23 protein-coding genes and 2 tRNA genes are annotated in these 25,703 nt (G+C 65.9%); 10 read left to right on the top strand and 15 right to left on the bottom strand.

Going from position 1 to position 25,703, the window contains the following annotated elements; all coding sequences use genetic code 11:
* Positions 1–11 precede the first annotated feature (11 nt).
* Positions 12–1,829 carry a glutamine--fructose-6-phosphate transaminase (isomerizing) gene (glmS, locus tag LGM56_RS20235; protein ID WP_226206610.1) on the top strand — a complete coding sequence of 606 codons (1,818 nt, stop codon included), beginning with the start codon at positions 12–14 and terminating at the stop codon, positions 1,827–1,829.
* A gap of 51 nt (positions 1,830–1,880) precedes the next feature.
* Here the strand turns inward: glmS and LGM56_RS20240 are convergent.
* Positions 1,881–1,957: transfer RNA gene (locus LGM56_RS20240), tRNA-Arg, on the bottom strand.
* Between the two features lie 168 nt (positions 1,958–2,125).
* A complete protein-coding gene (locus LGM56_RS20245) occupies positions 2,126–2,956 on the bottom strand; it encodes an undecaprenyl-diphosphate phosphatase (RefSeq protein ID WP_226206611.1) in 831 nt (276 codons plus the stop codon).
* Positions 2,957–3,434: 478 nt separating this feature from the next.
* Between LGM56_RS20245 and LGM56_RS20250 the strand changes: the two genes are divergently transcribed.
* The 5 genes from LGM56_RS20250 to LGM56_RS20270 all read left to right on the top strand — a co-directional run bounded on the left by LGM56_RS20250 (position 3,435) and on the right by LGM56_RS20270 (position 8,985).
* Positions 3,435–4,346, top strand: coding sequence for an aldose epimerase (locus LGM56_RS20250; RefSeq protein WP_226206612.1), 912 nt, complete (start codon positions 3,435–3,437; stop codon positions 4,344–4,346).
* 165 nt (positions 4,347–4,511) lie between these two features.
* Positions 4,512–5,213 (top strand): peptidoglycan DD-metalloendopeptidase family protein, encoded by a 702-nt coding sequence (locus tag LGM56_RS20255; RefSeq protein ID WP_089494582.1) that lies wholly within the window; start codon positions 4,512–4,514, stop codon positions 5,211–5,213.
* A 368-nt stretch (positions 5,214–5,581) separates the two neighbouring features.
* On the top strand, positions 5,582–7,210 hold the full coding sequence (locus tag LGM56_RS20260) for an acyl-CoA synthetase (RefSeq protein ID WP_226206613.1): 1,629 nt from the start codon (positions 5,582–5,584) through the stop codon (positions 7,208–7,210).
* 76 nt (positions 7,211–7,286) lie between these two features.
* Positions 7,287–7,610, top strand: a complete 324-nt coding sequence (locus LGM56_RS20265) for a DUF2288 domain-containing protein (protein ID WP_089439763.1) — start codon at positions 7,287–7,289, stop codon at positions 7,608–7,610.
* A gap of 10 nt (positions 7,611–7,620) precedes the next feature.
* Complete coding sequence (locus LGM56_RS20270) at positions 7,621–8,985, top strand: MATE family efflux transporter (protein WP_226206614.1); 1,365 nt, start codon at positions 7,621–7,623, stop codon at positions 8,983–8,985.
* A gap of 19 nt (positions 8,986–9,004) precedes the next feature.
* Here LGM56_RS20270 and LGM56_RS20275 read toward each other — a convergent pair whose 3' ends face one another.
* A complete protein-coding gene (locus LGM56_RS20275; RefSeq protein ID WP_089439761.1) occupies positions 9,005–9,181 on the bottom strand; it encodes a hypothetical protein in 177 nt (58 codons plus the stop codon).
* A gap of 136 nt (positions 9,182–9,317) precedes the next feature.
* Here LGM56_RS20275 and LGM56_RS20280 point away from each other — a divergent pair, with 136 nt between their 5' ends.
* Positions 9,318–9,488, top strand: a complete 171-nt coding sequence (locus LGM56_RS20280) for a hypothetical protein (protein ID WP_011351621.1) — start codon at positions 9,318–9,320, stop codon at positions 9,486–9,488.
* Positions 9,489–9,693: 205 nt separating this feature from the next.
* Here LGM56_RS20280 and LGM56_RS20285 read toward each other — a convergent pair whose 3' ends face one another.
* Positions 9,694–10,500, bottom strand: coding sequence for a GNAT family N-acetyltransferase (locus LGM56_RS20285; RefSeq protein ID WP_011351620.1), 807 nt, complete (start codon positions 10,498–10,500; stop codon positions 9,694–9,696).
* A gap of 170 nt (positions 10,501–10,670) precedes the next feature.
* Complete coding sequence (gene sixA, locus LGM56_RS20290; RefSeq protein WP_089461378.1) at positions 10,671–11,132, bottom strand: phosphohistidine phosphatase SixA; 462 nt, start codon at positions 11,130–11,132, stop codon at positions 10,671–10,673.
* Between the two features lie 139 nt (positions 11,133–11,271).
* Between sixA and LGM56_RS20295 the strand changes: the two genes are divergently transcribed.
* Together LGM56_RS20295 and LGM56_RS20300 are read left to right on the top strand one after the other, a co-directional pair.
* A tRNA-Pro gene (locus tag LGM56_RS20295) sits at positions 11,272–11,348 on the top strand.
* 342 nt (positions 11,349–11,690) lie between these two features.
* Positions 11,691–12,125, top strand: coding sequence for a hypothetical protein (locus LGM56_RS20300; protein WP_089425010.1), 435 nt, complete (start codon positions 11,691–11,693; stop codon positions 12,123–12,125).
* A 97-nt stretch (positions 12,126–12,222) separates the two neighbouring features.
* Here the strand turns inward: LGM56_RS20300 and ppx are convergent, their stop codons facing one another.
* Positions 12,223–13,737 (bottom strand): exopolyphosphatase, encoded by a 1,515-nt coding sequence (ppx, locus tag LGM56_RS20305; RefSeq protein WP_089455972.1) that lies wholly within the window; start codon positions 13,735–13,737, stop codon positions 12,223–12,225.
* Between the two features lie 278 nt (positions 13,738–14,015).
* Here ppx and ppk1 point away from each other — a divergent pair, with 278 nt between their 5' ends.
* The gene (gene ppk1 / locus LGM56_RS20310) at positions 14,016–16,079 is read left to right on the top strand and encodes a polyphosphate kinase 1 (RefSeq protein WP_226206615.1); all 2,064 of its coding nucleotides are present in this window, start codon (positions 14,016–14,018) and stop codon (positions 16,077–16,079) included.
* 130 nt (positions 16,080–16,209) lie between these two features.
* Here ppk1 and phoR read toward each other — a convergent pair whose 3' ends face one another.
* The 9 genes from phoR to folP all read right to left on the bottom strand — a co-directional run bounded on the left by phoR (position 16,210) and on the right by folP (position 25,691).
* Positions 16,210–17,529, bottom strand: coding sequence for a phosphate regulon sensor histidine kinase PhoR (gene phoR / locus LGM56_RS20315; protein WP_089425008.1), 1,320 nt, complete (start codon positions 17,527–17,529; stop codon positions 16,210–16,212).
* Between the two features lie 57 nt (positions 17,530–17,586).
* Complete coding sequence (phoB, locus tag LGM56_RS20320) at positions 17,587–18,288, bottom strand: phosphate regulon transcriptional regulator PhoB (protein WP_027787869.1); 702 nt, start codon at positions 18,286–18,288, stop codon at positions 17,587–17,589.
* Between the two features lie 30 nt (positions 18,289–18,318).
* Entirely contained in the window at positions 18,319–19,023 is a 705-nt protein-coding gene (gene phoU / locus LGM56_RS20325) for a phosphate signaling complex protein PhoU (protein WP_089425007.1), read from the bottom strand.
* An 18-nt stretch (positions 19,024–19,041) separates the two neighbouring features.
* Positions 19,042–19,890, bottom strand: a complete 849-nt coding sequence (gene pstB / locus LGM56_RS20330) for a phosphate ABC transporter ATP-binding protein PstB (RefSeq protein ID WP_089425006.1) — start codon at positions 19,888–19,890, stop codon at positions 19,042–19,044.
* A gap of 15 nt (positions 19,891–19,905) precedes the next feature.
* Positions 19,906–20,799, bottom strand: a complete 894-nt coding sequence (gene pstA / locus LGM56_RS20335) for a phosphate ABC transporter permease PstA (protein WP_089460774.1) — start codon at positions 20,797–20,799, stop codon at positions 19,906–19,908.
* Positions 20,796–21,782: a phosphate ABC transporter permease PstC gene (gene pstC, locus LGM56_RS20340; RefSeq protein ID WP_089494578.1), complete on the bottom strand. Its 987-nt coding sequence runs from the start codon at positions 21,780–21,782 to the stop codon at positions 20,796–20,798. The genes pstA and pstC overlap by 4 nt, the downstream gene beginning before the upstream one ends.
* A 94-nt stretch (positions 21,783–21,876) precedes the next feature.
* A complete protein-coding gene (pstS, locus tag LGM56_RS20345) occupies positions 21,877–22,911 on the bottom strand; it encodes a phosphate ABC transporter substrate-binding protein PstS (RefSeq protein ID WP_089439706.1) in 1,035 nt (344 codons plus the stop codon).
* 454 nt (positions 22,912–23,365) lie between these two features.
* Complete coding sequence (gene glmM, locus LGM56_RS20350) at positions 23,366–24,721, bottom strand: phosphoglucosamine mutase (RefSeq protein ID WP_089494577.1); 1,356 nt, start codon at positions 24,719–24,721, stop codon at positions 23,366–23,368.
* A 28-nt stretch (positions 24,722–24,749) separates the two neighbouring features.
* Positions 24,750–25,691, bottom strand: a complete 942-nt coding sequence (folP, locus tag LGM56_RS20355; protein ID WP_226206616.1) for a dihydropteroate synthase — start codon at positions 25,689–25,691, stop codon at positions 24,750–24,752.
* Between the last annotated feature and the right edge of the window lie 12 nt (positions 25,692–25,703).

The following is a 25,703-nucleotide window of genomic DNA, read 5'->3' on the forward strand; positions in this document are numbered from 1 at the left end:
GGAGGCGTGTCATGTGTGGCATCGTCGGCGCGGTCGCGCAACGGGACATCGTCCCGATTCTGATTGAAGGTTTGCGCCGCCTTGAATATCGCGGCTACGATTCATGCGGGGTCGCGACGGTCGTCAACGGCCAGCCGCGCCGGGAGCGCAGCATGTCGCGCGTCGCCGATCTCGACGCCCACGTGCGCAGCGCCGGCCTGACCGGCAGCACCGGTATCGCGCACACGCGCTGGGCGACCCATGGCGCGCCGGCAACCTGCAACGCGCATCCGATCTTCTCGCGCGACGAAATCGCGCTCGTGCATAACGGCATCATCGAAAACCACGAAACGTTGCGCAAGCAACTTTCCGACGCGCACTACGAATTCGACGGCCAGACCGACACCGAGGTCGTCGCGCACCTGATCCACAGCCAGTACCGCGGCGATCTGCTCGCCGCCGTCCGTGCAGCGACTTCACAGCTTCATGGCGCGTACGCGATCGCCGTGTTCAGCAAGCACGAGACGCAGCGGCTGATCGGCGCGAAAGTCGGCTCACCGCTCGTCGTCGGCGTGAAGGACGGCGAATGCTTTCTCGCCTCCGACGCACTCGCGCTCGCCGGCATCACCGACCGCTTCATCTTTCTCGAGGAAGGCGACATCGTCGAACTGACGCCGGGCGGCGTGCGCGTACTCGATCGTGGCGGCGCACCGGTCGAGCGCGCGGTACAAACCATTTCCTCCGCGCAGGCCGCGGTCGAACTCGGGCCGTACCGGCATTTCATGCAGAAGGAGATTTTCGAGCAACCGGAGGCCGTGGCCGCGACCATCCCGGACGCGGGGCTGTTCGATCCGGCCGTATTCGGCCCCGACGCCGCGCGGGCGTTCGAGCAGATCGACAACGTGCTGATTCTCGCGTGCGGCACGAGCCACTATTCCGGCCTGACCGCGCGCCGCTGGCTCGAAACGATCGCGCGTGTGCCCGCGCAGGTCGAGATCGCGAGCGAATACCGTTACAGCGACGCACTCGCGATGCCGAACACGCTGGTGGTGAGCGTGTCGCAATCCGGCGAGACCGCCGACACGCTCGCCGCGCTCAAGTACGCACAGGCGTTGGGCCATATCGACACATTGGCGATCTGCAACGTGCCGACCAGCGCGATGATGCGGCAGACCGGCCTGCGCTTCCTGACGCGGGCAGGCCCGGAAATCGGCGTCGCGTCGACCAAGGCGTTCACGACGCAGCTCGTCGCGCTGTTCATTCTCGCCGTCACGCTCGGACGGCTGCGCGGCTACGTCGACGATGCGCAGCTCGCGCGCTACACGATGCAATTACGGCGGCTGCCGGGTGCGCTCCAGGATGTGCTCGGGCTCGAACCGCAGATCGCGCGCTGGGCGGCGGAATTCTCGCAGCACGAAAACGCGCTGTTTCTCGGGCGCGGGCTGCACTACCCGATCGCGCTCGAAGGCGCGCTGAAGCTGAAGGAGATTTCGTATATCCACGCGGAGGCGTATCCCGCGGGCGAGTTGAAGCATGGGCCGCTCGCGCTCGTGACGCATACGATGCCCGTTGCCACGATCGCGCCGAACGACGCGTTGCTCGAGAAGCTGAAGTCGAACATGCAGGAAGTGCGGGCGCGCGGCGGGCAGCTTTACGTGTTCGCCGATGCCGATACGCGGATCGACAACAGCGAAGGCGTGTCGGTACTGCGGATGCCGGATTACTACGGGCTGTTGTCGCCGATCCTGCATGTGGTGCCGTTACAGCTGCTTGCGTATCACGCGGCGTGTTTGCGTGGCGCGGATATCGACAAGCCGAGGAATCTAGCGAAATCGGTGACGGTGGAGTGAGGGGGTTGGGTAACCTGGGGCGGACTGGTGAGGGTCTTCTAGGGATCAAACTGGCCCGCCCTACACGATTCGAACGTGTGACCTACGGCTTAGAAGGCCGTTGCTCTATCCAACTGAGCTAAGGGCGGTCGGGGAGAAAAGACACGGCCGGCGCGGGCTGCGTTTGACACAAAGCTTCAAGCGGCAGCAAAACCACCAACCTCGAAGCCCCGAAGCAAAACGGGCCCGGCATGAAGCCGAGCCCGAAATTATACCCGATCATCGCGCCACATCACGCGAGATCGGCCTTCGCAGCATCAAACCGGCTGCGGATGCAGCATGAACCAGCCAAGGCAGAACACACCGGCGATCACGCAATACACGCCGAACGAAGCCAGCCGGCCACGCCCTTCGAAGTAACGCATCAGGAACCGCACGCTCAGATACGCGGCGATCGCCGTCAGCACGCCGCCGAGCAGCGCATCGGCGAGCTGGTCGCGCGCATGGAACAGCTTCGGCAGCTCGAGCACCCCCGCCGCGAAAATGATCGGCGTACCGAGCAGGAACGAGAATTCCGCGGCCTTCTCCGCCGTCAGCCCCGCGGCGTTGCCGGCGATCATCGTCAGCCCGCTGCGCGAGAAGCCCGGAATCAGCGCGCCGATCTGCGCGAGGCCCACGAAGAACGCCTGCTTGAACGTCATCTTCTCCGGAGCCTGATGCGCGCGGCTGCGCTGGATGCGATCGCCGAGCCACAGCAGCACGCCGTTCACGATCAGCGCGACCGCGACGATCCGCAGGTCGTGGAACACGCGTTCGATGCGCTTCTCGAGGAGCAGCCCGACGATGCCGGTCGGGATCGTACCGATGATGAGCGCCCACATCAGGTGCCCGTCGTCGTTCTTGCGGCCGCCGAGCTGCGCGAAGAAGCCGCGGATCAACGCGATCCAGCGCGCGCGGAAATACCACAGCAGCGCCAGCGCGGTGCCGAGGTGCAGCGCGACGAGGAACGGCAGCAGTTGCGGTGCGTGCTTGTCGATGTGCATGCCGAACAGCGCCGGCACGAGCAGCGTATGGCCAAGGCTGCTGACGGGGAAGAGTTCGGTGACGCCCTGCAGGACGCTCAGGAATACCAGAAACCAGAGACTCACGCGTCGGTCCTTTTAGTGAAAATCAAGCGGAAAGAGAAGTGGACGACGCGATGCGCGTCCGTAAAAACGCGCCCCGATTATGCCGAGCCCGGATTACTGCGCCAAGGCATTTGGCTGGATATTGCGGCAATGCACACAAACGCTTGCAATTTGTAAGCACCCAGAAAGCAAAAAGCCCGCCATTTGCATGGCGGGCCTTTCGACTTCGGCAGGAATTGCCGTCAGCGGCCGAGCTGATAGAAAAATAATACCGTGCTGCCGGTGAACATGCCGAACAGTGCGATACCCATTGCCATTGCCAGATCCATGGCCCCCTCCACGAAGTGTCATGACCCGGCAACATCACCGGTTTAGAGCCATTATCCCGACCGATGGCAGTCTTAAAAACTCGCGATTTCCCGAGAAGGGTTTTCCCCGAGCCGCCACGGCCCGATAATGGAGCGCGCCACTCCCGTCCACCCGCCTAACCCGATTCGCCATGCCGACCTTCCAGCAACACGACATTCACGAACTTCACGCCGGCCCGTCGCTCGTCCGGGTCGCTCCGCAATTCGGCGGCCGCCTGCTGTCATGGGATGTCGACGGCGAACCGGTGATCTTCTGGCCGGACACGGCCGACTGGAGCAACCTCGCACGCGTGCGCGGCGGCAACCCGCTGCTGTTCCCGTTCCTCGGCCGACACCGCGTCGACGGCGAACTCGGCCGCTGGCGCGATGCCGCCGGCGTGGTGCGCGACCTGCCGATGCACGGGTTCGCGCGCGACCTGCCGTTCGCCGCGCAACCGTCGGCCGATGGCGCCGCGCTGTCGATGACGCTCGACGCGACCGACGCGCTGCGCGCCAGTTACCCGTTCGACTTCCGGTTCGAAACGACCTACCGGCTGGCCGACTCGCACACGCTCGAAGTCGCGCTGACGACGACCAATCGCGGCGACACGCCGCTGCCCTACTACGCCGGCCACCATTTCTATTTCGCGCTGCCGCACGGCGAACGCGCCGACACCACGCTCGAGCTCCCGCCCACGCATCGTTGCGCGCAGCGGGCCGACGGTTCGATCAGCACGCCCGAACCGGGCGAAGCCCGTTATCACCTCGACAACCCGGACATCCTCGACCGCTTCCACTGCCTCGACAGCGTGCCGGCCACGCCGGTGCGCATCGTGATGCCGGGCCGCCGCCGCACGATCGAGATCGCGCTCGACGTGCCGGGCTCGATCCCGTGGTACGCGGTGACGACCTGGACCGAGAAGCCGGATTCGGACTTCTATTGCGTCGAACCGTGGCTCGGCCTGCCGGATGCGATCCACAACGGCCTCGGGCTGCGCCTGCTCGCGCCGGGCGCGACCGAAACGGCCACGCTGCGGATTCGCGCCCTTCCGCTCGCCGGCTGATACGCAGGCTTGATACGCAGGCTGAAACGCCATCAGGCAACGCGTGGAACCGGTGCGCCGCAGTCCCGATAACGGCCCAAACTGCGGTGCGCGGGTCGAACCCGTTAAAATCGGACGTTTTGTGTTGCCTGCCGCGTCACGCGCGGCAGGGTTTTGCGAGGTTCAATGTTCGGAACAACAACGAAGCGACTCTTCGCAGCCGCCTGCGCCGCCCTGCTCGTCGCATGCGGCTCCGCGCCCGTCGGCCCCGGGTTCTATCGCGTCGAGCGCGGCGATACGCTCTACAAGATCGCGCGCGACAACCGCACGTCGGTATCGAACATCGTGCGCTGGAACCAGATGACGAACCCCGATGCGATCGAAGTCGGCCAGGTGCTGCGCGTCGTGCCGCCGCCCGGCACGACCACCGCCTCGACGCCGTCGACCACCGGCACCGGCAGTGCCGGCCGGGCCCGCCCCGCGCCGTCCGCTCCGGTCGAATCGGCCGTCAAGCCGGCCACGAGTATCGCGCTGATCTGGCCGGCCGCCGGCAATGTGGTCCGCACGTTCGACGGCTCGAAATCGAAGGGCATCGACATCGCGAACTCGCCGGGCACGCCGGTGGTCGCGGCTGCGCCGGGTGTGGTGGTCTATGCGGGTAACGGGCTGCGCGGCTACGGCAACCTGATCATCCTCAAGCACAACGCCGATTACCTGACCGCCTACGCGCACAACCGCGCGCTGCTGGTGAAGGAAGGCCAGTCGGTCACGCAAGGGCAATCGATCGCCGAGATGGGCAACAGCGACAGCGATCGGGTCGCGCTGCATTTCGAGTTGCGCTACGGCGGCCGATCGATCGACCCGTCACGCTACCTGCCGGCGCGCTGAGCACCCGATGGACGACACGCGATGCCGGCACGCATCGCGTGTCGTCGCGGTGAAAACCGGGAAAGGTGATGTCAGCGCTTGCGCAGACGTCCGGTGAACCGGCCGGACAACGGATCGACGTGACGGGCAAACGCTACCAGTACGCCGATTCCGATCAGGCTGAACCCCGCAGCTATCAGAAGCAAATCCATGGTCACACACTGATTTTTTCGTGATCTTATGCGTCATTGTGGAATCGTGCACTGAGCCGAGGCTATTGGACGAGTACGAAGATTCCCTACCCTCGGACGCCATTGTGGATTCGTTTGCGTGAAATCCTGATGTAAGCCGCTCGCGTGAAGCCACGTTCGTCCCCAGGAGACACCTCGATGCTGCCCGCCGCCGACCACTACGACGACCTGCTCTCCCGCTTCGCGTGGGACGTTCCGGCGCGTTACAACATCGGCGTGGACGTCTGCGACAAGTGGGCGGACGGCAGCGGACGCCTCGCGCTGATCCATGAAACCGCACGAGGCGACGTTTTCCGCATCACGTTCGACGACCTGAGGAATGCCTCTAACCGGCTCGCGAACAGCTTTGCGCGCGCCGGCCTTCGGCGCGGCGACCGGATCGGCATCTTTCTCGCGCAGGGCCCCGAAACGGCCGTCGCGCACCTCGCCGCGTACAAGCTCGGCGCCATTGCGGTGCCGCTCTTCACGCTGTTCGGCGTCGATGCGCTCGAATACCGGCTCGCGAACAGCGAGGCGGCTGCGCTCGTCACCGATGCGGCCGGCTACGCGAAAATCGCGCCGCTGCGCGCCCGGCTGCCCGCACTGCATACCGTCTACTGCATCGGCGACGATGCGCCCGATCAGCCCGATCAGCCGGGCGTGCTGCGCTACGACGCGGCGCTCGCCGCCGAAACACCCGACTTCGTGCCGGCCGATACGGCCGCCGACGATCCGGCGGTCATCATCTATACGTCCGGCACGACGGGCAAACCGAAAGGCGCGCTGCACGCGCATCGCGTGCTGCTGGGCCACCTGCCGGGCGTCGAGATGTCGCAGCAGTGTTTCCCGCGCGACGCGGGCCTGTTCTGGACGCCCGCTGACTGGGCATGGATCGGCGGCCTGCTCGACGTGCTGCTGCCGTCATGGCATCACGGCGTGCCCGTGCTTGCGCGCCGCTTCGAGAAATTCGACGGCGACGCGGCGTTCGCGCTGATGGCGCGGCACGGTGTCACCCACGCATTCCTGCCGCCCACCGCGCTGAAGCTGATGCGCACCGTCGCGGCACCGCGCGAACGCTACGCGCTGTCGCTGAAATCCGTCGCGAGCGGCGGGGAATCGCTCGGCACCGAGCTGACGGCCTGGGGGCGCGACGCGCTCGGCGTGACGATCAACGAGTTCTACGGGCAGACCGAGTGCAACATGGTGCTGTCGTCGTGCGCCGCGCTGTTCGATGCGCAGCCCGGCGCGATCGGCAAGGCGGTGCCCGGCCATGCGGTCGCGATCGTCGACGCGGACGGCACGCCGCTGCCGCCCGGCGTCGAAGGGCGCATCGCGGTGCGCCGCCCCGACCCGGTGATGTTCCTCGAATACTGGCGCAACGCCGACGCGACGCGCGACAAATTCGCCGGCGACTACCTGCTCACCGGCGACACCGGCATGATCGACGCCGACGGCTTCGTGCGCTTCGTCGGCCGCGACGACGACGTGATCACGAGCGCCGGCTACCGGATCGGCCCGGGCCCGATCGAGGACTGCCTGCTCACGCATCCGGCGGTGCGGATGGCGGCCGTCGTCGGCGTGCCCGACGCGACGCGCACCGAGATCGTCAAGGCGTTCGTGGTGCTGAATCCCGGCCACGCCGGCGACGAGGCGCTCGTGCAGACGCTGCAGGCACATGTGCGCACGCGCCTTGCCGCGCACGAGTATCCGCGCGCGATCGCGTTCGTCGACAGCCTGCCGATGACCGCGACCGGCAAGATCGTGCGCCGCGCGCTGCGCGACGCGTAGGCCGGCCGCCCTCCGGGCCGCCGGCCCGGCCGGATGGTTTATAGTGGCGCCACTACGCAGTCTTTCCTAGAAAACGATGTCCTCTGATCACCACTCCGGCGCGGGCGCGTCGCACAGCCCGCTCTACGCCAAACTCCTCGGCGAAACCGCCAAGATCGACTGGTGCGATCTCGAACGCTTCTTTGCGCAGGGCAAGCTGCTGTCCGTCGCACGCGACCTCGATCTCGTCAGCGTCGCGGAAGCCGTTGCCGACGACGATGCCGAGCAGGTCACGCGCTGGCTGTCGTCGGGCCTCGTCGCGCGCATGCCGGCCGAAACCGCTGCCGATTACGCGGCGCGCAACCCGGAGCTGTGGGCGGTCGTCGTCTCGCCTTGGGTCTGCGTGCAGGAACGCGCCTGACGCGTCCGCCATGTCCGAAGCCGCGTTACCGCACGGGGCCGGCACGGCCGCCGTCACGCACCGGCGTGTCCTCGCGCTCGCGTTCCCGATCGTCCTCGCGAACCTGACCCAGCCGATCCTCGGTGCCGTCGACACGGCCGTCGCGGGCCACCTCGACGGCACGCCGTACCTGGGCGGCGTCGCACTCGGCGGGCTGTTCTTCAATTTCGTGTTCTGGGGGTTCGGTTTCCTGCGGATGGGGACGACGGGCCTCGTCGCGCAGGCGCATGGCGCCGGCGACGCCGCCGGGATCCGCCTGAACCTGCTGCGCGCGTTGATCGTCGCGTTCGCACTCGGCGCCGCGGTACTGGCGCTGCAGGTGCCGCTGCTGTCATGTGCGCTGTCCGCGCTCGGCGGCAGCGATGCCGTCCGCACCACGGCGCTTGCCTACAGCCACGCGCGAATCTGGAGCGCCCCGTTCGCGCTCGCGAACTACGTCGTGCTCGGCTACCTGCTCGGCATGCAGCGCGTGCGGCTCGCGCTCGTCGCGCAGGTGTTCATCAATGCGGTGAACATCGGCGCCGTGCTGCTCTACGTGTATGGCTTCGGCTGGGGTATCGCCGGCATCGGCGCCGCGACGGCCACCGCGGACGCATGCGGTTTCGCGCTCGGCGCATGGATGCTGTGGCGGCTGCGGCCGCGCGGCCTTGCGCCGATCGCGGTACGTGCACTCGCCGACCGCGTCGCGCTCAAGCGGCTGATCGTGCTCAATCGCGACATCTTCCTGCGCACGCTGTGCCTGCTCGGCGCATTCGGCTGGTTCGCGCACCTCGGTGCAAAACAGGGCGATGCGACGCTCGCGGCAAACGCGCTGCTGCTGAATTTCCAGACGTTCATGGCGTACGGCCTCGACGGCTTCGCGCATGCGGCCGAAGCGCTCGTCGGGGCTGCGGCCGGCGCACGCGACCGCCGCGCTTTCCGGCAGGCCGTACGCGTCACGCTGTTCTGGTCGGCGCTCGGCGCGCTGCTGTTCGCACTCGTGTACTGGGCCGCCGGCGGCTGGATCGTCGCGCGCCTGACCGACCAGGCCGAGATCCGCGAAATGGCGCTGCGCTACCTGCCGTGGGCCGCGCTTTCTCCGATCGTGTCGGTCTGGGGGTTCCTGCTCGACGGCGTGTTCATCGGCGCCACGCAGACGCAATCGCTGATGCGTGCGATGGTCGCGTCGTTCTCGATCTTCGTCGTGGCCACGCTCGCCGCCGTCGGCACGTTCGGCAATCACGGCCTCTGGTTCGCGCTGCTGCTGTTCATGGCCGCACGCGGCGCGACGCTGGCGCGCTACCTGCCGGCGCTGTTGCGGCACATCGGCGCCGACGCGCCCGCGGCCCGCGCCTGACGGCGGGCCGACCCGGCCGTTATTGCGTGGGTTTCGGCGGCGGCGCGTCGAGCATCGACGGCGGCGTCATGTCGGTGGGCACGCCGTGATAGTCGGCCGGATCTTCCGGCGGATGGCCGCGACGGGCCTGATGCGGATCGCTGGTGCAGCCGGCGAGCAAAGATGCGGCCAGCACGGCCAGCATGAAACGGTTCATCGGGTAGGGCTCCGGAAAGCGGCGCGCCCATCGCACGCCGGGACCGCGCCGAGTCTAGCGGAAATCTCGGTTCGGAGTCGCGCCGCGCATGTCCTACTATGTACGCATGGCGCTGTGCCGTGGAAAGGAGGCTGCCATGTCGTCTGAAGAAATCGCCGGCCTGATCGGGCTGTTCGTCGGTCTGATGGTGCTCGTCGCCCTGTCGTTCTTCGAGTCGCGCGAATACAAGCGCAGCCATGAAGGCGAAGGGATGATCCACCACTGGATGGCCGAACACCACCTGCTCGACTGGCGGCGCAAGCATTAAGCGCGCCGCTGGCGTCCGGCTCATACCCGGGCCGTTCACGAACGTGCCGCGCCCCGGCACGCGGTTGAGTGCATATCGCCGGAATTAACAGGGTCCGGTTCACACACGTTGATCAGATGGACAAACGCCGTCGCGCGGCGCGTGCCACGCGACGGCGTTCGCTTGCGCGCGCCCGGGCGAGCGGGCGCGACGCGATTCCGACGGCTCAGCCCAGGAAGTGGCGGGCGTAGCGCGCGTTGATGTCGGACAGGCGGAACAGCGTCAGGAAATCCGCGCAGTTGAAGTCGGGATCCCAGGCCGGCGCACCGCAGATCTTCGCGCCGAGACGCAGGTAACCCTTGATCAGCGGCGGCGGCGCCACGACGGTGCCCGTCTGCAGTTCGTCGACCGGCAGGGCCGTGTGCGGGAACGCGCGATATTCCGGCGCCGTCAGCGAGCCTGCCGACAGCGACTGGTACAGATTCGCCGCGTAGTGGCCGCCGTCGGCCATCGACACGCTCGCGCAGCCGAGCATCGTCTCGTAGCCGTTCTGCATCATGTACGCGCCAAGGCCGCCCCACAGCGCCATGATGACGGCGCCGCTGCGGTAGTCGCTGTGCACGCACGAGCGGCCGACCTCGACCATCTTGCCGCGCAGATGCGTGAGGCGCGACAGGTCGAATTCGCCTTCGGCGTACAGGCGGCCGACACGCGCCGCCTGGTGCGGCGGCAGCACGCGATACGTACCGACGACCTTCAGGGTGTCGAGATCGCGAACCAGCAGGTGGTCGCAGTACGCATCGAACGGATCGACGTCGAGACCGGAGGGGCCGCTGACCTGCGCGCCCATCTCTTCGGCGAACACGCTATAACGCAGGCGCTGGGCTTCGCGCAATTCGTCTTCGGTACGCGCCCACGCGGCGCGCAGGCGATACTCCGATGTGACGGTTTCAGCAGCGCGCGGCAGGTGGCGCCGCGACGTGTCGAGGGGCAGCGAGGCAAAAGGGAGCGTAGGCGTCGGCAGTTCTCGCATTAGGCTTTCCTGGTCGTAAGGAATAGGGCGACATGCCCGCCAATGTAGTAATCGGCCGTGACCGTTATGTGGCACGACCGTGTCCTTTCAATGACGTGTCGCCGAATTGACTTTAGCAGAAAGCTTGCGAAACCGTATGATCAATCCCTTCAAAGCTCTTCAGGCGGGCCTCACAGCAGGTCGGGCGTCAATACCGCACGCAATACGGCCTGCCGGCTGCCGTCACGCGTGCGGCTCGCCAGCCACACGATTCCGCCCTTCTTGACGCTCCAGCTGTCGTCGCCGCCGGCGATCAGCTGCGCGGCAACGCTGCCGAGCGTCGGCTGGTGCCCGACGATCACGACCGTCGGCGCGATGCCTTCCGGCCAGCCGGCCGCCGCCAGCACGTCGTCGACGCCGCCGCCCGGCGCGAGCGTGTCGACCGTCCGGTACTGGTCGGTCAGCGCCTCGACCGTCTGCACGGTGCGGGCCGCCGGGCTCGCGAGGATCACGGCGTTCGTCTCGAGCCGGCCACGCAGCCATTTGGCCATCGCCTGCGCGTCCTTGCGGCCCCGGACGGTCAACTGACGCGCGAGATCGCTCGTCGCGTAGTCTTCGGCTTCGGCGTGGCGCCAAAGGATCAGGTTCATCATGATGTTCTCCTTGCTTCGGCGAGCGGGCCGCCGATGATCGGGCGAATTGTCGCAAATTGCGGGCGTTTGCCGCCGCGGCATTTGCCCGCATATAGGGATTGACCGGATCGGATATTCAACGATACAATCTTTGGCTCGTCGGAGCGTAGCGCAGCCTGGTAGCGCATCTGATTTGGGATCAGAGGGTCGTAGGTTCGAATCCTATCGCTCCGACCAAGGAATCAAGGGGTTACGGTTAATACCGTAGCCCCTTTTCCGTTTCTGGGCCCTTCAAGCGTCAACCGGGATTCCCGGTTCGCAGCGCCTCGATTCATTGTAGGGATCAATTGGGGCATCGACGCTACAACGATCCACGCTGCCCCCGGCAGCCGTATTTCGAAGGCCGGCACAAAGCAAATGGCTGACGACCTTGCGCTTTCAATGCAGGAAAGGATCGAGCGTCAGCCTGTCCGGCCCGTCGAATCACCGACGGCATACGGGCCAACGCGCCATCCGCAGCCCGCATACGGCACTTGCCGGAACACGCGATAATGCGCGTGGACAACCCCGCCTTCGCGCATGAAAAACAACATTCTGAAGACCGCCCTCTGCGCATCGCTGCTCGCGCTCGCGACTGCCGGCACCGCGTCGGCCAAGGCACTCGACGACGCACTCGACTGCCACTCGACCGGCCACAAATTCGTCGCGCCGCTGCTCGCCGCCGGCGACATCCAGTCGGAGCCGATGCATGTCGAATCGAACTCGGTCAATGCATTCCGCACGAGCCACGCGCTGACGGCGTACGGCTTCGGCGTCTACGTCGTGCTCGGATACCAGGCGAACGATCCGATCTTCCGCCCGGGCGACGGCACGCCGATCGGCGACTGGGCCTATGGCGTCGTGGTGCGGGGCACGAAAAGCGCGGTGGAAGAAGCCGTGCGCAAGGCCGGCAGTGACGCGACCGTCAAGCAGGCGTTTCCGTTCCTGACTGCGATCGTCTGCTCGTCGGACTGAGCGGCCGCCACGACGATCACGCGGCAAGCCTGAAGGGCGCCAAGCCTGCCTGCTGCCCGGCCCCTCCCAGCCCCGCTGTCGACCTCGCTGCGGCCAGTTACGCGCCGGTATACACCACGCGATACGGGATACCGACCTTCTCCCACTCGGCCGCCTCCTGGCTGAGGCTGTAGTCGGTCAACGGGTTCTGCTCGACCCACGCGCTCGGCAGGCGCACTTCATACCCGCCCTTCTTCATCTGCGAAACGGAAATGTCCGGCAGCCCGGCATCGGTCCGGCGCCGGCACAGCAGCGCCGCGAGCCGCAGGCAGAACAGCAGCGGCCACTCGACCTCGCGCGCCTGCGACAGCTTGCCGAGCTTGCCCGCGTGACCGAGCACGAGCGCGGCGAGGCGCGCCTGGTCGGTGCGCGAAAAACCCGGCATGTCCGCGTTGCTCGCGATATACGCCGAGTGCTTGTGATACGCGCTGTGCGAGATCGACAAACCGATCTCGTGCAACGCGGCCGCCCAGCCGAGGAACATCCGCCCTTCCTCGCGCGCTTCTTCGTCGGCTTCCTCGAGTTCGTCGTAGAAGCGCCCCGCCAGCGCGCCGATCCGCTCGGCCTGCGCACGATCGACACCGTAGCGGCGCGTGAAGCCCTCGACGGTCACCGCACGCATGTCCTCGTGCTGCGTCCGGCCGAGCAGGTCGTACAGCACACCGAGGCGCAATGCGCCATCGGTCGTATCGACGTAGTCGACACCGAGTTCCTCGAACACTGCGAGCATGATCGCGAGGCCGCCCGCGAGCACCGGCACGCGATCGGGCTTCAGCGCGATCAGCTTCAGCCGGTTGACGTTCTCCGACTTGATCAGCGCACGCTTGAGCCGCTCGAGGCCGCCGCGCGAAATGCCGTGCGTGATGCCCGGATCGTTGAAGCCGTTCGCCTCGACGAGTTCCGCGAGCGCACGCGCGGTGCCCGACGAGCCGATCGCCTGGTCCCAGCCGGCCTTCTTGTACTCGCTCGATATGATCTGGATCTCGCGCTTGGCCGCGAGCTCGGCCTGCCGCATCGTGTATTCGTCGACGTTGCCGGCCGGGAAGAAGGTGCGGCTGTGGCTCACGCAGCCGATGTAGAGGCTCTCCATCACGATCGGCGTGTAGTGCGAGCCGATGATGAATTCGGTGGAGCCGCCGCCGATATCGACGACGAGCCGCTTGCCCGCGCTCGCCGGCACCGAGTGCGCGGCGCCCGCGTAGATCAGCCGCGCTTCTTCGCGGCCCGCGATCACTTCGATCGGGAAACCCAGTGCCGCTTCGGCTTCGCCGAGAAATTCGGCCGCGTTCTTCGCGACACGCAGCGTGTTGGTCGCCACCGCGCGCACGTGATCGGGATGGAAATCGCGCAGGCGCTCGCCGAACCGCTTGAGCGCTTCCCAGCCACGCTCCTGCGACGCGCGATCGAGCATCTTGTCGCTCGACAGGCCCGCGGCCAGCCGGACGGGCTCGCGCAGCGCGTCGACGGGATAGATCTGGCTGCCCGCCGGCGTTTCCTCGACACGACCGACGATCAGCCGGAAGCTGTTCGAGCCGAGATCCACGGCAGCCAGCAAGTGGGGGGTTGTAACCATCAGAAGGGGCTCCGTGCGCGTTCGCCCGCGGCGGCCGGTGCGGCAACCGCGGACGATCAATCAAAGGCGACATTTTAAGCGTGGAACGCTTGCCATTGCCACGCTTCACGGGCATGCATCCTGCTCGATTGCATATAGCCGAAACATTTATGAGACGAAACGGTTACAGCGTAGAATTTCCCGATATAAATACATCATTGTCATTCGCACGTCATCGTACCGTGAGAGTTTCCGAGCGTCCTTTCGAATCATCGCCTGAATCACCCCCTACTCTGCCGATGTCCGTCCGTTACCCGCTTCTCAATCGTGAACTCGGCATCCTCGGTTTCAACGAGCGCGTGCTGGCCCAGGCAGCTGATCCGCAAGTCCCGTTGCTCGAGCGCCTCCGCTTCATCTGCATCACCAGCAGCAACCTCGACGAATTCTTCGAAGTCCGGATGGCCGGCCTGCAGGAGCAGATCCGCGACAACCCCGGCGCACTGACGCCCGACGGCATGTCGTTACAACATGCTTACGATCTCGTCGTCGAACGCGCGCAGCGGCTCGTCCATCGACAGTACACGATGCTGCACGAAACCGTGCTGCCCGCGCTCGAACAGGAAGGCATCTACTTCCACGCAAGCGACACGTGGAACGACGAGCAGCTCGAATGGGCGCGGCACTACTTCCTCGACGAGCTGTTGCCGGTGCTGACGCCGATCGGCCTCGATCCCGCGCATCCGTTCCCGCGCGTGCTGAACAAGAGCCTGAATTTCGTCGTCGAGCTCGAAGGCCGCGACGCGTTCGGACGCCAGGCCGTGATGGGCATCGTGCAGGCGCCGCGCGCGCTGCCGCGCGTCGTGCGCATGCCGCACGCGCTGTCGGGCTTCGAGCACGGCTTCGTGCTGCTGAGCTCGTTCATGCAGCGCTTCGTCGGCGAGCTCTTCCCGCAACTGACGGTGAAGAGCTGCAACCAGTTCCGCATCACGCGCAACAGCGAGCTGTTCGTCGACGAAGACGAAATCACGAACCTGCGCGTCGCGCTGCAGGGTGAACTGCCCGCGCGCCACCTCGGCAATGCAGTGCGCCTCGAAGTGTCGGCCGACTCGCCGCCGCACATCGTGCGCCGCCTGCTCGTGGAAAGCGAACTCGGCGAGAAGGACTGCTATCGCGTGGCCGGTTCGGTGAACCTCGTGCGGCTGATGCAGATTCCCGATCTCGTCGACCGTCCCGACCTGAAGTTCACGCCGTTCACCGCGTCGACCCCGTCCGCGATCACGAACGCGCCGACGATGTTCGACGCGATCGACAACGGCGACATCCTGCTGCACCACCCGTACGAAAGCTTCCAGCCGGTGCTCGAACTGCTGCAGCAGGCCGCGAGGGATCCGAGCGTCGTCGCGATCAAGCAGACGATCTACCGCACCGGCACCGATTCGCCGCTGATGGACGCGCTGATGGAAGCCGCGCGCAACGGCAAGGAAGTGACCGTCGTCGTCGAACTGCTCGCGCGCTTCGACGAGGAAACCAACATCAACTGGGCGTCGCAGCTCGAAGCCGTCGGCGCGCATGTCGTGTACGGCGTGGTCGGCCACAAGTGCCACGCGAAGATGATGCTGATCGTGCGGCGCGTCGTGCAGGCCGGCAAGGCGTCGCTGCGCCGCTACGTGCACCTCGGCACCGGCAACTACCATCCGCGCACGGCACGCCTCTACACCGATTTCGGGCTGATGACGGCCGACCAGAAGATCTGCGAGGACGTCCATCACGTGTTCCAGCAACTGACCGGCATCGGCGGCGAACTCACGCTGCACGAGCTGTGGCAGTCGCCGTTCACGCTGCATCCGCGCATCATCGATTCGATCCGCGCGGAGATCGACAATGCACGCGCCGGCAAGCGCGCACGCGTCGTCGCGAAGATGAACGCGCTGCTGGAGCCGACGGTGATCGCCGCGCTGTACGAAGCGTCGCAGGCCGGCGTCAAGGTCGACCTGATCGTGCGCGGTGTCTGCGCGCTGAAGCCCGGCGTGCCGGGGCTGTCGGAAAACATCACCGTGCGCTCGATCGTCGGCCGCTTCCTCGAGCACCACCGGATCTACTACTTCCACGCGAACGGCGCCGAGGAGGTCTATCTGTCGAGCGCCGACTGGATGGACCGCAACCTGTTCCGCCGCGTCGAAGTCGCGTTCCCGATCCGCGATCGCAAGCTCAAGCGGCGCGTGATCGCCGAGGGCCTGTCGGTGTGCCTCGGCGACAACCAGTCGGCGTGGCAGATGCATAGCGACGGTCACTACCGCCGCCGTCGCACCGGCAAGACGATCCGCAACGCGCAACTCGGGTTGCTCGCGAAGTTCTGCGCCTGAAGAATCGGCCGCGCGGCGCGAGTCGCGCGCCGCGTCGCTCCCAATAAAAAACGCAGCCGACTGGCTGCGTTTTTTATTGGGAGCCGGCATACCTCCGCTCACCGAACGAGCGACGGATGCCGTTACGCGATCATGCCTCGTAAGCGGCCGGCCGGATCGCGATGATGCGCGAGCCCGGGAAGCGCGCGGTGAACGTGCTGCCGCGCCCTTCCTCGCTCTGCACGTACAGGTGCGCGTCATGCCGTTGCAGCACGTGCTTGACGATCGCAAGGCCGAGCCCCGTGCCGCCGGTGTCGCGCGAACGGCTGCGGTCGACGCGGTAGAAGCGTTCGGTGAGCCGCGGCAGGTCGGCGGCCGGAATCCCGAAGCCGCTGTCCGTGACGGAAAACACACCCTGCGCGCCTTCGCGCCGCCACGTCACGACGATCTTGCCGCCTTCCGGCGTATAGCGGATCGCGTTCGTGACGAGATTCGCGAACGCGCTGAACAGCTCCGTCTGCGCACCGGTGACGCCGAGCGTTTCGTCGATCGAGAACGCGATATCGTGATGCCCGTTCGACAGCGTCTGCGCGTCCTCCTTCAGATGGTCGAACACGGCCCGCATGTCGATCGCGCGATCGAGCGGCGGCTTGCTCTCGCCCTCCAGCTTCGCGAGCACCAGCAGGTCGGTCACGATGTGCCGCATCCGCGAGGCCTGCTGCTCCATCATGTCGAGATAGCGCGCGCGATCCTCCTCGTTCAGCGGCAGCTCGCGCATCGTCTCGAGGAACCCCGACAGCACGGTGAGCGGCGTCTTCAACTCGTGCGACACGTTCGCGACGAAGTCACGTCGCATCGCATCGGTCCGCTCGAGCTCGGTGATGTCCTGCGTGAGCAGCAGCTTGCGATTCTCGCCGTACGGAAACACCTGCACTTCCAGCACGTTCTGCCGCGAATCGCCCATGCCGCGCATCACGAGCGTCTCCTCGTAATGCTGCGCGTTCAGGTAGCGGACGAACTCGGGATGGCGTACCAGGTTGGTGATGTGCTGGCGCAGGTCGCGCTTCGCGTCGAGGCCGAAATGGACCTCGGCGATCGCGTTGCACCACTCGATCTGGTCGTGATCGTCGAGCATCGCGACGCCGTTCGGCGACGCCTGGATCGCCTGGATGAAGCGCGAATGCTGCTGCTCGACCTGCCGCACCTGCGCATGCCACTGCTTCGCGAGTTTGTGCAGGCGATAGTAGATCTCGCCCCAGATGCCCGGCGCGCTCGGCACCTCGCCGTAGACCGGTGCATCGAGCAGCCGCCACAGACGCTGCGTATGAAAGGTGCTGAAAAAGCCTTGCGCGACCAGCATCACGACCACGAACACGAGGCCCGCGGTCGGGCCGGCGAAGACGCCGACCAATACGCCGATCAGCACGAGCAGCACGAGCGACACCAGAAAGCGCGCCCAGATGATGTTCATGATTCAGCGCCCGAAAGAATGAACGGCATGCCGTGGCACACGGCATGCGTGGATACGTTACGCGTGCTTGGCGAGCCGGTAGCCGCTGCCGCGCACGGTCTCGATCATCGCATCGCAGCCGGCCGGTTTCAAGGCCGCGCGCAATCGTTTGATGTGCACGTCGACGGTGCGCTCCTCGACGAATACATGGTCGCCCCACACCTGGTCGAGCAGTTGCGTGCGGCTGTGCACGCGCTCCGGATGCGTCATGAAGAAATGCAGCAGGCGGAACTCGGTCGGGCCGAGATCGAGCTTGATCTCGCTGCCTTCCGCATGCGCGGCGACGCGATGCGTGGCCGGGTCGAGGCGCAGCCCGTTGATCGACACGACGTCCTCGGTCAGCTGCGGCGCGCGACGGCGCAGCACGGCCTTGATCCGCGCCATCAGCTCCTTCGGCGAGAACGGCTTCGTCACGTAGTCGTCCGCGCCGATTTCGAGGCCGAGCACCTTGTCCTGCTCATCGCCACGTGCAGTCAGCATGATGATCGGGATGTGCTTGGTCCGTTCGTTGTTGCGCAGGTCGCGCGCGAACGCAATACCGGACTTGCCCGGCAGCATCCAGTCGAGCAGCACGAGATCGGGCAGCACGTCGCTGATCAGGTTCTGCGCCTGTTCGGCGTTGTACGCCCGAATCGGGCAGTGACCGGCGTGCTGGAGATTCACCGAGATCAGTTCGGAAATCGCGGGCTCATCTTCAACGACGAGAATGTTGCTGGGCATCGGCACCTCTGTTCTTCCTTACGGAGTCGATTAACTGTTGGCTTCGCGATCGAGCGTGTCGCGCGGCTGGTGCCGCACGTCGGTGCCCTTCACGATGTAGATGATGAATTCGGCGATGTTCTTCGCGTGGTCGCCGATCCGCTCGATCGCCTTCGCGATGAACAGGTACTCGAGGCCCACCGAAATCGTGCGCGGATCTTCCTGCATGTACGACACGAGCTTGCGCACGAACGCACGGAATTCCTGGTCGATTTCCTTGTCGTCCTTGACGATCTGCGCGGCGGCCACCGTATCGAGACGCGCGAACGCGTCGAGCGCGCGGCGCAGGATCGTCACGGCCATCTCGCCCGACACCTTGATCTCGGCGATGTTGACCGTGCGCGCGGCCGGCTCGTCGACCAGGCGGCGCACGCGCTTCGCGATCTTCTCGGCCTCGTCGCCTGCGCGCTCGAGGTTCGTAATCGTTTTCGAAATCGACATCAAAAGGCGCAGGTCACGCGCGGCAGGCTGTCTCCGCGCGATGATGTTGCCGCACTCCTGGTCGATGTCGACTTCCATCGTGTTCAGGACTTCTTCGTTCGCGATCACCTTCTCGGCCGCATCGCGATCGAATTCGTTCAGCGCGTGCATCGCGCCGACGATCTGCGACTCGACGAGCCCGCCCATTTCCAGCACTTTCGACGACACCGCGTTGAGATCGGCGTCGAACTGGCTCGACAGATGTTTATCCGACATGGCTGTTGTTCTCCGTCATCAGCCGAAGCGGCCGGTGATGTAGTCTTCCGTTTCCTTGCGCACCGGCTTGATGAAGATCTTTTCGGTCTCGCCGAACTCGATCAGCTCGCCCAGGTACATGTAGGCCGTGAAATCCGAGCAGCGTGCGGCCTGCTGCATGTTGTGCGTGACGATCACGACCGTGTAGTCGCTCTTCAGCTCCGCGATCAGCTCTTCGATGCGGCCCGTCGAAATCGGGTCGAGCGCCGAGCACGGTTCGTCGAGCAGCAGCACTTCCGGACGGATCGCGATACCGCGCGCGATGCACAGACGCTGCTGCTGGCCGCCCGAGAGGCCGTAGCCGCTCTGGCTCAGCTTGTCCTTCACTTCGTTCCACAGCGCGGCCTTCGTGAGCGCCCACTCGACGCGATCGTCCATTTCCGAGCGCGTGAGCTTTTCGAACATCTTCACGCCGAACGCGATGTTGTCGTAGATCGACATCGGGAACGGGGTCGGCTTCTGGAACACCATGCCGATCCGCGCGCGCAGCAGCGAGATGTCGCGCTTCGTCGTCAGCAGGTTCTCGCCGTCCATCAGGATTTCGCCTTCGGCGCGCTGCTCCGGATAGAGCGCGAACATCTTGTTGAACGTGCGCAGCAGCGTCGACTTGCCGCAGCCCGACGGGCCGATGAACGCCGTCACCTTCCCTTCGGGAATGCTCAGGTTGATGTTCTTCAGCGCATGGAACTTGTTGTAGAAGAAGTTGAGGTTGTTGACCTCGATCTTCGCGTTCAGCGGCTCGAGCGGACGGCCGTGCGCCGCGTCGTGCGTGCCGGCCGGCGCTGCAGTGCGTTCGACCGGATTCAGGTGGCTTTCTGCCATATTCATCGGATTGCTCCGCCGTTACTTTTTCGAGAAGATCGAGCGCGCCAGGATGTTGAGTCCGAGCACCCCGAGCGTAATCAGGAACACGCCCGCCCATGCGAGCGACTGCCATTCCGCGAACGGGCTCATCGCGAACTTGTAGATCGTGACGGGCAGGTTCGCCATCGGCTGGCTCATGTCGACCGAGAAGAACTGGTTCGACAGCGCGGTGAACAGCAGCGGCGCCGTTTCGCCGGCGATCCGCGCGACGGCGAGCAGCACGCCCGTGATGATCCCGCCGACCGACGCGCGCAGCGTGATCTTCAGCACCATGCGCCACTTCGGCGTGCCGAGTGCGAAGGCCGCTTCGCGCAGCGCGTTCGGCACGAGCTTCAGCATGTTCTCGGTCGTGCGGATCACGATCGGAATCTGCAGCAGCGCGAGCGCGATCACGCCGGCCCAGCCCGAGAAGCGCCCCGACTTTGCAACGACGATCGCGTACACGAACAGGCCGATGACGATCGACGGCGCGGACAGCAGGATGTCGTTGATGAAGCGGATCGTGCTCGCCAGCAGGTTCTTCTGGCCGTATTCGGCGAGATAGACGCCCGCCAGGATGCCGATCGGCGTGCCGACCAGCGTGCCGAAACCGCACAGCAGCAAGCTGCCGACGATCGCGTTCGCGAGACCGCCGCCTTCCGTGTTCGGTGCCGGCGTCGATTCCGTAAACAGTTGCAGCGACAGGCCGCCGACGCCGAGATGCACCGTCGTGTAGAGAATCCACACGAGCCACAAGAGGCCGAATGCCATCGCACCGAGCGACGCGGTGAGCGCGATCGCGTTGACGGCCTTGCGCTTGCGCTGCAGGCGGTTGCGCATCGCGTCGAGCACGGCGCCGTCCGGACCCGGGAAATTCATGATGGGCTCGCTCATTTCTTGCCCTCTCCCTTCTCGAGACGAAGCAGCAGCAGTTTGGAGATGGACAGCACGATGAACGTGATCACGAACAGGATCAGGCCCAGTTCCATCAGCGCGGACGTATGCAGGCCCGGTTGCGCTTCCGCGAATTCGTTCGCGAGCGCCGACGTAATGCTGTTGCCCGGCGCGAACAGAGAAATGCTGTCGAGCAGGTTCGTATTGCCGATCACGAAAGTCACGGCCATCGTCTCGCCGAGCGCGCGGCCGAGGCCGAGCATCACGCCGCCGATCACGCCGGTCTTCGTGTAGGGCAGCACGACCTTCCACATCACTTCCCACGTCGTGCAGCCGATCCCGTACGCCGATTCCTTCAGCAGCACGGGCGTGACTTCGAACACGTCACGCATCACCGATGCGATGTACGGGATGATCATGATCGCGAGGATCACGCCGGCGGCCAGGATGCCGATACCGATCGGCGGGCCGGCGGTCAGCGGGCCGAGCACCCACACGTCCTTGAACAGGCGGCCGATCGGCTTCTGGAAATATTCCGCGAAGATCGGCGCGAACACGAGCAGGCCCCACATGCCGTACACGATCGACGGAATCGCGGCGAGCAGCTCGATCGCGATGCCGAGCGGGCGGCGCAGCCACACGGGCGACAGCTCGGTGAGGAACAGCGCGATGCCGAAGCTGACCGGCACCGCGATGACGAGCGCGATGACCGATGTCACGATCGTGCCGTAGATCGGCACGAGCGCGCCGTAGATGTCCGAGTTGGGATCCCACTCGGATTGCCACAGGAAGCCGAGGCCGAACTTCTGGATGGTCGGCATCGACGCGATGATCAGGGAAACGATGATCCCGCCGAGCAGCAGCAGGGTCACGATCGCGGCAAGCCGTGCAAGACCGCCGAACACGACATCCCCGAGGCGGCTCGGCGCGCGTTGCTGCGCAACGTCGGCGGACCGTGAGGACGTATAGGAAATATCAGACATGGGTGCCTGCTTTTGATTGCCGGGCGCCGTAACGCCCGGCTTTACCGCACACACTGCCCGACCGGCACGGCCGGGCAGCGAACCGCTGCAATGCTTACTCGGCGGCGACCGGCTTGCCCGAAGCGTCCGTCACCTTGATCTTCCACTGCTTGCGGATTTCCGCTTCGACTGCCGGCGGCAGCGAGATGTAGTCGAGGCTGTCAGCAGCCTTCTCGCCGTTCTTGAACGCCCAGCTGAAGAACTTCAGCGTTTCCACGCCCTGCTCCGGCTTGTCCTGCTTCGCGTGCAGCAGCACGAACGTCGCGCCGACGACCGGCCATGCTTCCTTGCCCGGCTGGTTCGTCAGGATCTGGTAGAACGACTTCGACCAGTTCGCGCCGGCAGCAGCGGCCTTGAACGTTTCCGTCTTCGGCTCGACCACCGTGCCCGTCGAGTTCTTCAGAGCCGTGTAGACCATGTTGTTCTTCTTCGCGTACGCCCATTCGACATAGCCGACCGCGCCCGGCAGGCGCTGCACGAACGCTGCGACGCCGTCGTTGCCCTTGCCGCCCGTGCCCGTCGGCCAGTTGACCGTCGTGCCTTCGCCGACCTTCGACTTCCACTCGTCGTTGACCTTCGACAGGTAGTTCGTCCAGATGAAGCTCGTGCCCGAGCCGTCAGCGCGGCGAACCACGGCGATGTCCGTGTCCGGCAGCTTGACCTTCGGGTTCAGCGCGGCGATCGCCGGGTCGTTCCACTTCTTGATCTTGCCGAGGTAGATGTCGCCGAGCACCGGGCCCGACAGCGTCAGTTCACCCGGCTTCACGCCCGGTACGTTGATGACCGGCACCACGCCGCCGACCACCGTCGGGAACTGGAACAGGCCTTCCTTCGCGAGCTCTTCATCCTTCAGCGGAGCGTCCGAGCCGGCAAAATCGACCGTCTTCGCGACGATCTGCTTCAGGCCGCCCGACGAGCCGATACCTTGATAGTTGACCTTCGCGCCGCCGGTCTGCTGGTAGTCAGCAGCCCATTTCGTATAGATCGGCATCGCGAACGTGCTGCCTGCGCCCGTGATGTCGGCAGCGTGGGCGGCGACGGCGAAAAGCGCGCCAGCCAGGCCGGCAATCGCGGTTTGCATCAATTTCATGAGACCTCCAGTGTGTGAGCGGATGACTACGGCACCGCGAAGGTTAGGGGCTCCTCATGACGGTAATGTGACAATCGATGAAACTGGCGTGACAGTAACATGACTGGTTGAAAGGGAGTATCGGGTGCGGCGGAGACGGCGCCCGGGCGGCGCCTGAACGGCGGCGGCGGCAAGAATTGCCCGCCTGGAAGGGACGGGAGACGTCCCGTTTTACATCGGTGCGAGCGGATCGTAGCGCGGTGTCTGCGTCCGGGAAAGCCCCCGCTTGGGGCTGGCCCGATATCAGGGGTCTGACGATTTTTCGCCCCTGAATTGCGGGGGCGACGCGCCCGTCTCTTTATCGGTATCGCAAACCTTTGCGTCCGACGAAATCACGGCGCCCCGAAGGCGCCGTGTGCGGATTCACCGGAACACCGGCGCGCAGGTGTTTGACCTGACACGCCGGGCCCGCGCGTCAGGTCGTCGCCGCGCGCACCGCGTCGGCGATCGTCTCCGCATGGCGCACCGCGTCGGCCGCCTGCTGTGCTTCGACCATCACGCGCAGCACGGGCTCCGTGCCCGATGCGCGGATCAGCACGCGGCCGCTGCCGGCGAGCGCGGCTTCGGCTGCGTCGATCGCGGCGCGAATCGACGTGCTGCCCTTCCAGTCGGCACCCGGCTTCATCCGCACGTTGATCAGCTTCTGCGGGAACAGCGTGACGCCGTCGAGCATCTGCGCGAGGGTCCTGCCGCTGCGCTTCAACGCGGCCAGCACGAGCAGCGCAGACACGATGCCGTCGCCGGTCGAGTGGCGATCGAGCGACAGGATGTGGCCCGAGCCTTCCGCGCCGAGCTGCCAGCCGTGTTCGCGCAGTTGCTCGAGCACGTAGCGATCGCCGACTGCCGCGCGGACGAACTTCACGCCCTCGCGCTGCAGCGCGACTTCGACCGCGAGGTTCGTCATCAGCGTGCCGACCGCGCCTTCGACCTTGCCGTCGGTCGCGATCCGGTCCTTCACGAGCACGTAGAGCAGCTCGTCGCCGTTGTACAGGCGACCGGCGGCATCGACCACTTGCAGGCGGTCGGCATCGCCGTCGAGCGCAATGCCGAGATCGGCGTGGTTCGCACGCACCGCGCGCACCAGCGCGTCCGGCGCGGTCGCACCGACACCATCGTTGATGTTGAAGCCGTTCGGCGCGACACCGATCGGAATCACGTCCGCCCCGAGCTCGTGGAACACGTGCGGCGCGATCTGGTACGCGGCGCCGTGCGCGCAGTCGATCACGAGCTTCAGCCCGCGCAGGTTGAATGCGGCAGGGAACGTGCTCTTGCAGAACTCGATGTAGCGGCCGGCCGCGTCGTCAAGGCGGCGCGCCTTGCCGAGACCGTCGGACGATGCGCACTCGAGCGGCTTGTCGAGCCACGCTTCGATCGCGGCTTCGGTGTCGTCCGGCAGCTTGTTGCCGTCGGCGGAGAAAAACTTGATCCCGTTGTCGTGATAGGGGTTGTGCGATGCGCTGATCACGACGCCCGCCGACAGGCGCAGCGCGCGCGTCAGGTACGCGACGCCCGGCGTCGGCATCGGGCCGGCCAGCATCACGTCGACGCCGGCCGCCGAGAACCCGGCCTCGAGCGCGGCTTCGAGCATGTAGCCGGATACGCGCGTGTCCTTGCCGATCAACACGGTCGGGCGCGAGCCTGCCGCGACATCGGCCGAGCTGGCCAGTACCTTGCCGGCTGCGTAACCGAGACGCAACACGAAATCCGGCGTGATGGGCGCCTCGCCCACCGTACCGCGAATGCCGTCCGTGCCGAAATATCGACGTCCCATGGTGAATCTTCCTCCTTCGTCTTCTGCTTTATCGTTGCCGCGCGGCTTCGCGCACGGCATTCAAGATCTTCAGCGCGTCGACCGTTGCCGCGACGTCGTGCACGCGCACGATCGCCGCCCCACGCTCGACCGCGCACACCGCGGCCGCCACGCTCGCCGCGACGCGCTCCATCGGCGGCTTGCCGCCGATCACCGCGCCGAGCATCGACTTGCGCGACATGCCCGCGAGTATCGGATACGCACGGCCGTCGGGCCGCACGGGTGCCGTGTCCGGCAACGCGGCCAGCAACGCATAGTTGTCGTCGACGACCGCCTTGCCGAATCCGAAACCGGGATCGACGCAGATCCGCTCCGGCGCAATCCCCGCATCGCGCAGCGCCTGCGCGCGCTCGGCGAGAAAATCGCGCACGTCGGTCACGACGTCGCCGTAATCGGGTTCGCCGACCTGCATCGTCTGTGGCTCACCCAGCATGTGCATCGCACACAGCCCGCAGTTGCCGTCGCGCACCGCGTCGATCGCGCCCGGCTGGCGGAACCCCCAGATATCGTTGATCAGGTCGGCGCCGGCGGCCAGCGCGGCACGCATCACGGCCGGCTTGTAGGTATCGATCGACAGCGGCACGTTCAACGGCCGCAGCGCTTCGACGAGCGGGATCACGCGTGCGAGTTCCTCGTCGAGCGGCACGGGCGGCGCGCCGGGACGCGTCGATTCGCCGCCGATATCGAGAAGGTCGACGCCATCGGCAATCATCCGCTCGGCCTGGCGCAGCGCATCGTCGCGCGCGAGGAAGCGGCCGCCGTCGGAGAACGAATCGGGCGTGGCGTTGAGGATGCCCATCACGAGCGGGCGTTCGAACGTCAGTTCGAAGCGGCCGCACCGGAGCGGCGCGGGAATGAATGGGGAAACAGCGGAATCGGACACGAGCAACTGGCGTGAATGAATGCAAAACGGGCCGGTGTGAAGCCACACCAGCCCGTGAAC

Origin of the sequence: Burkholderia sp. AU38729, assembly GCF_020419725.1 — a bacterium.
Classification (GTDB): Bacteria; Pseudomonadota; Gammaproteobacteria; order Burkholderiales; family Burkholderiaceae; genus Burkholderia.

What these genes read in the sequence shown, in the direction of transcription:
- glmS (WP_226206610.1), top strand. Translation starts at nt 12, where the DNA reads ATGTGTGGCATCGTCGGCGCGGTCGCGCAACGGGACATCGTCCCGATT.
- LGM56_RS20250 (WP_226206612.1), top strand. Translation starts at nt 3,435, where the DNA reads ATGCCGACCTTCCAGCAACACGACATTCACGAACTTCACGCCGGCCCG.
- LGM56_RS20255 (WP_089494582.1), top strand. Translation starts at nt 4,512, where the DNA reads ATGTTCGGAACAACAACGAAGCGACTCTTCGCAGCCGCCTGCGCCGCC.
- LGM56_RS20260 (WP_226206613.1), top strand. Translation starts at nt 5,582, where the DNA reads ATGCTGCCCGCCGCCGACCACTACGACGACCTGCTCTCCCGCTTCGCG.
- LGM56_RS20265 (WP_089439763.1), top strand. Translation starts at nt 7,287, where the DNA reads ATGTCCTCTGATCACCACTCCGGCGCGGGCGCGTCGCACAGCCCGCTC.
- LGM56_RS20270 (WP_226206614.1), top strand. Translation starts at nt 7,621, where the DNA reads ATGTCCGAAGCCGCGTTACCGCACGGGGCCGGCACGGCCGCCGTCACG.
- LGM56_RS20275 (WP_089439761.1), bottom strand. Translation starts at nt 9,181, where the DNA reads ATGAACCGTTTCATGCTGGCCGTGCTGGCCGCATCTTTGCTCGCCGGC.
- LGM56_RS20280 (WP_011351621.1), top strand. Translation starts at nt 9,318, where the DNA reads ATGTCGTCTGAAGAAATCGCCGGCCTGATCGGGCTGTTCGTCGGTCTG.
- LGM56_RS20285 (WP_011351620.1), bottom strand. Translation starts at nt 10,500, where the DNA reads ATGCGAGAACTGCCGACGCCTACGCTCCCTTTTGCCTCGCTGCCCCTC.
- sixA (WP_089461378.1), bottom strand. Translation starts at nt 11,132, where the DNA reads ATGATGAACCTGATCCTTTGGCGCCACGCCGAAGCCGAAGACTACGCG.
- LGM56_RS20300 (WP_089425010.1), top strand. Translation starts at nt 11,691, where the DNA reads ATGAAAAACAACATTCTGAAGACCGCCCTCTGCGCATCGCTGCTCGCG.
- ppx (WP_089455972.1), bottom strand. Translation starts at nt 13,737, where the DNA reads ATGGTTACAACCCCCCACTTGCTGGCTGCCGTGGATCTCGGCTCGAAC.
- ppk1 (WP_226206615.1), top strand. Translation starts at nt 14,016, where the DNA reads ATGTCCGTCCGTTACCCGCTTCTCAATCGTGAACTCGGCATCCTCGGT.
- phoR (WP_089425008.1), bottom strand. Translation starts at nt 17,529, where the DNA reads ATGAACATCATCTGGGCGCGCTTTCTGGTGTCGCTCGTGCTGCTCGTG.
- phoB (WP_027787869.1), bottom strand. Translation starts at nt 18,288, where the DNA reads ATGCCCAGCAACATTCTCGTCGTTGAAGATGAGCCCGCGATTTCCGAA.
- phoU (WP_089425007.1), bottom strand. Translation starts at nt 19,023, where the DNA reads ATGTCGGATAAACATCTGTCGAGCCAGTTCGACGCCGATCTCAACGCG.
- pstB (WP_089425006.1), bottom strand. Translation starts at nt 19,890, where the DNA reads ATGAATATGGCAGAAAGCCACCTGAATCCGGTCGAACGCACTGCAGCG.
- pstA (WP_089460774.1), bottom strand. Translation starts at nt 20,799, where the DNA reads ATGAGCGAGCCCATCATGAATTTCCCGGGTCCGGACGGCGCCGTGCTC.
- pstC (WP_089494578.1), bottom strand. Translation starts at nt 21,782, where the DNA reads ATGTCTGATATTTCCTATACGTCCTCACGGTCCGCCGACGTTGCGCAG.
- pstS (WP_089439706.1), bottom strand. Translation starts at nt 22,911, where the DNA reads ATGAAATTGATGCAAACCGCGATTGCCGGCCTGGCTGGCGCGCTTTTC.
- glmM (WP_089494577.1), bottom strand. Translation starts at nt 24,721, where the DNA reads ATGGGACGTCGATATTTCGGCACGGACGGCATTCGCGGTACGGTGGGC.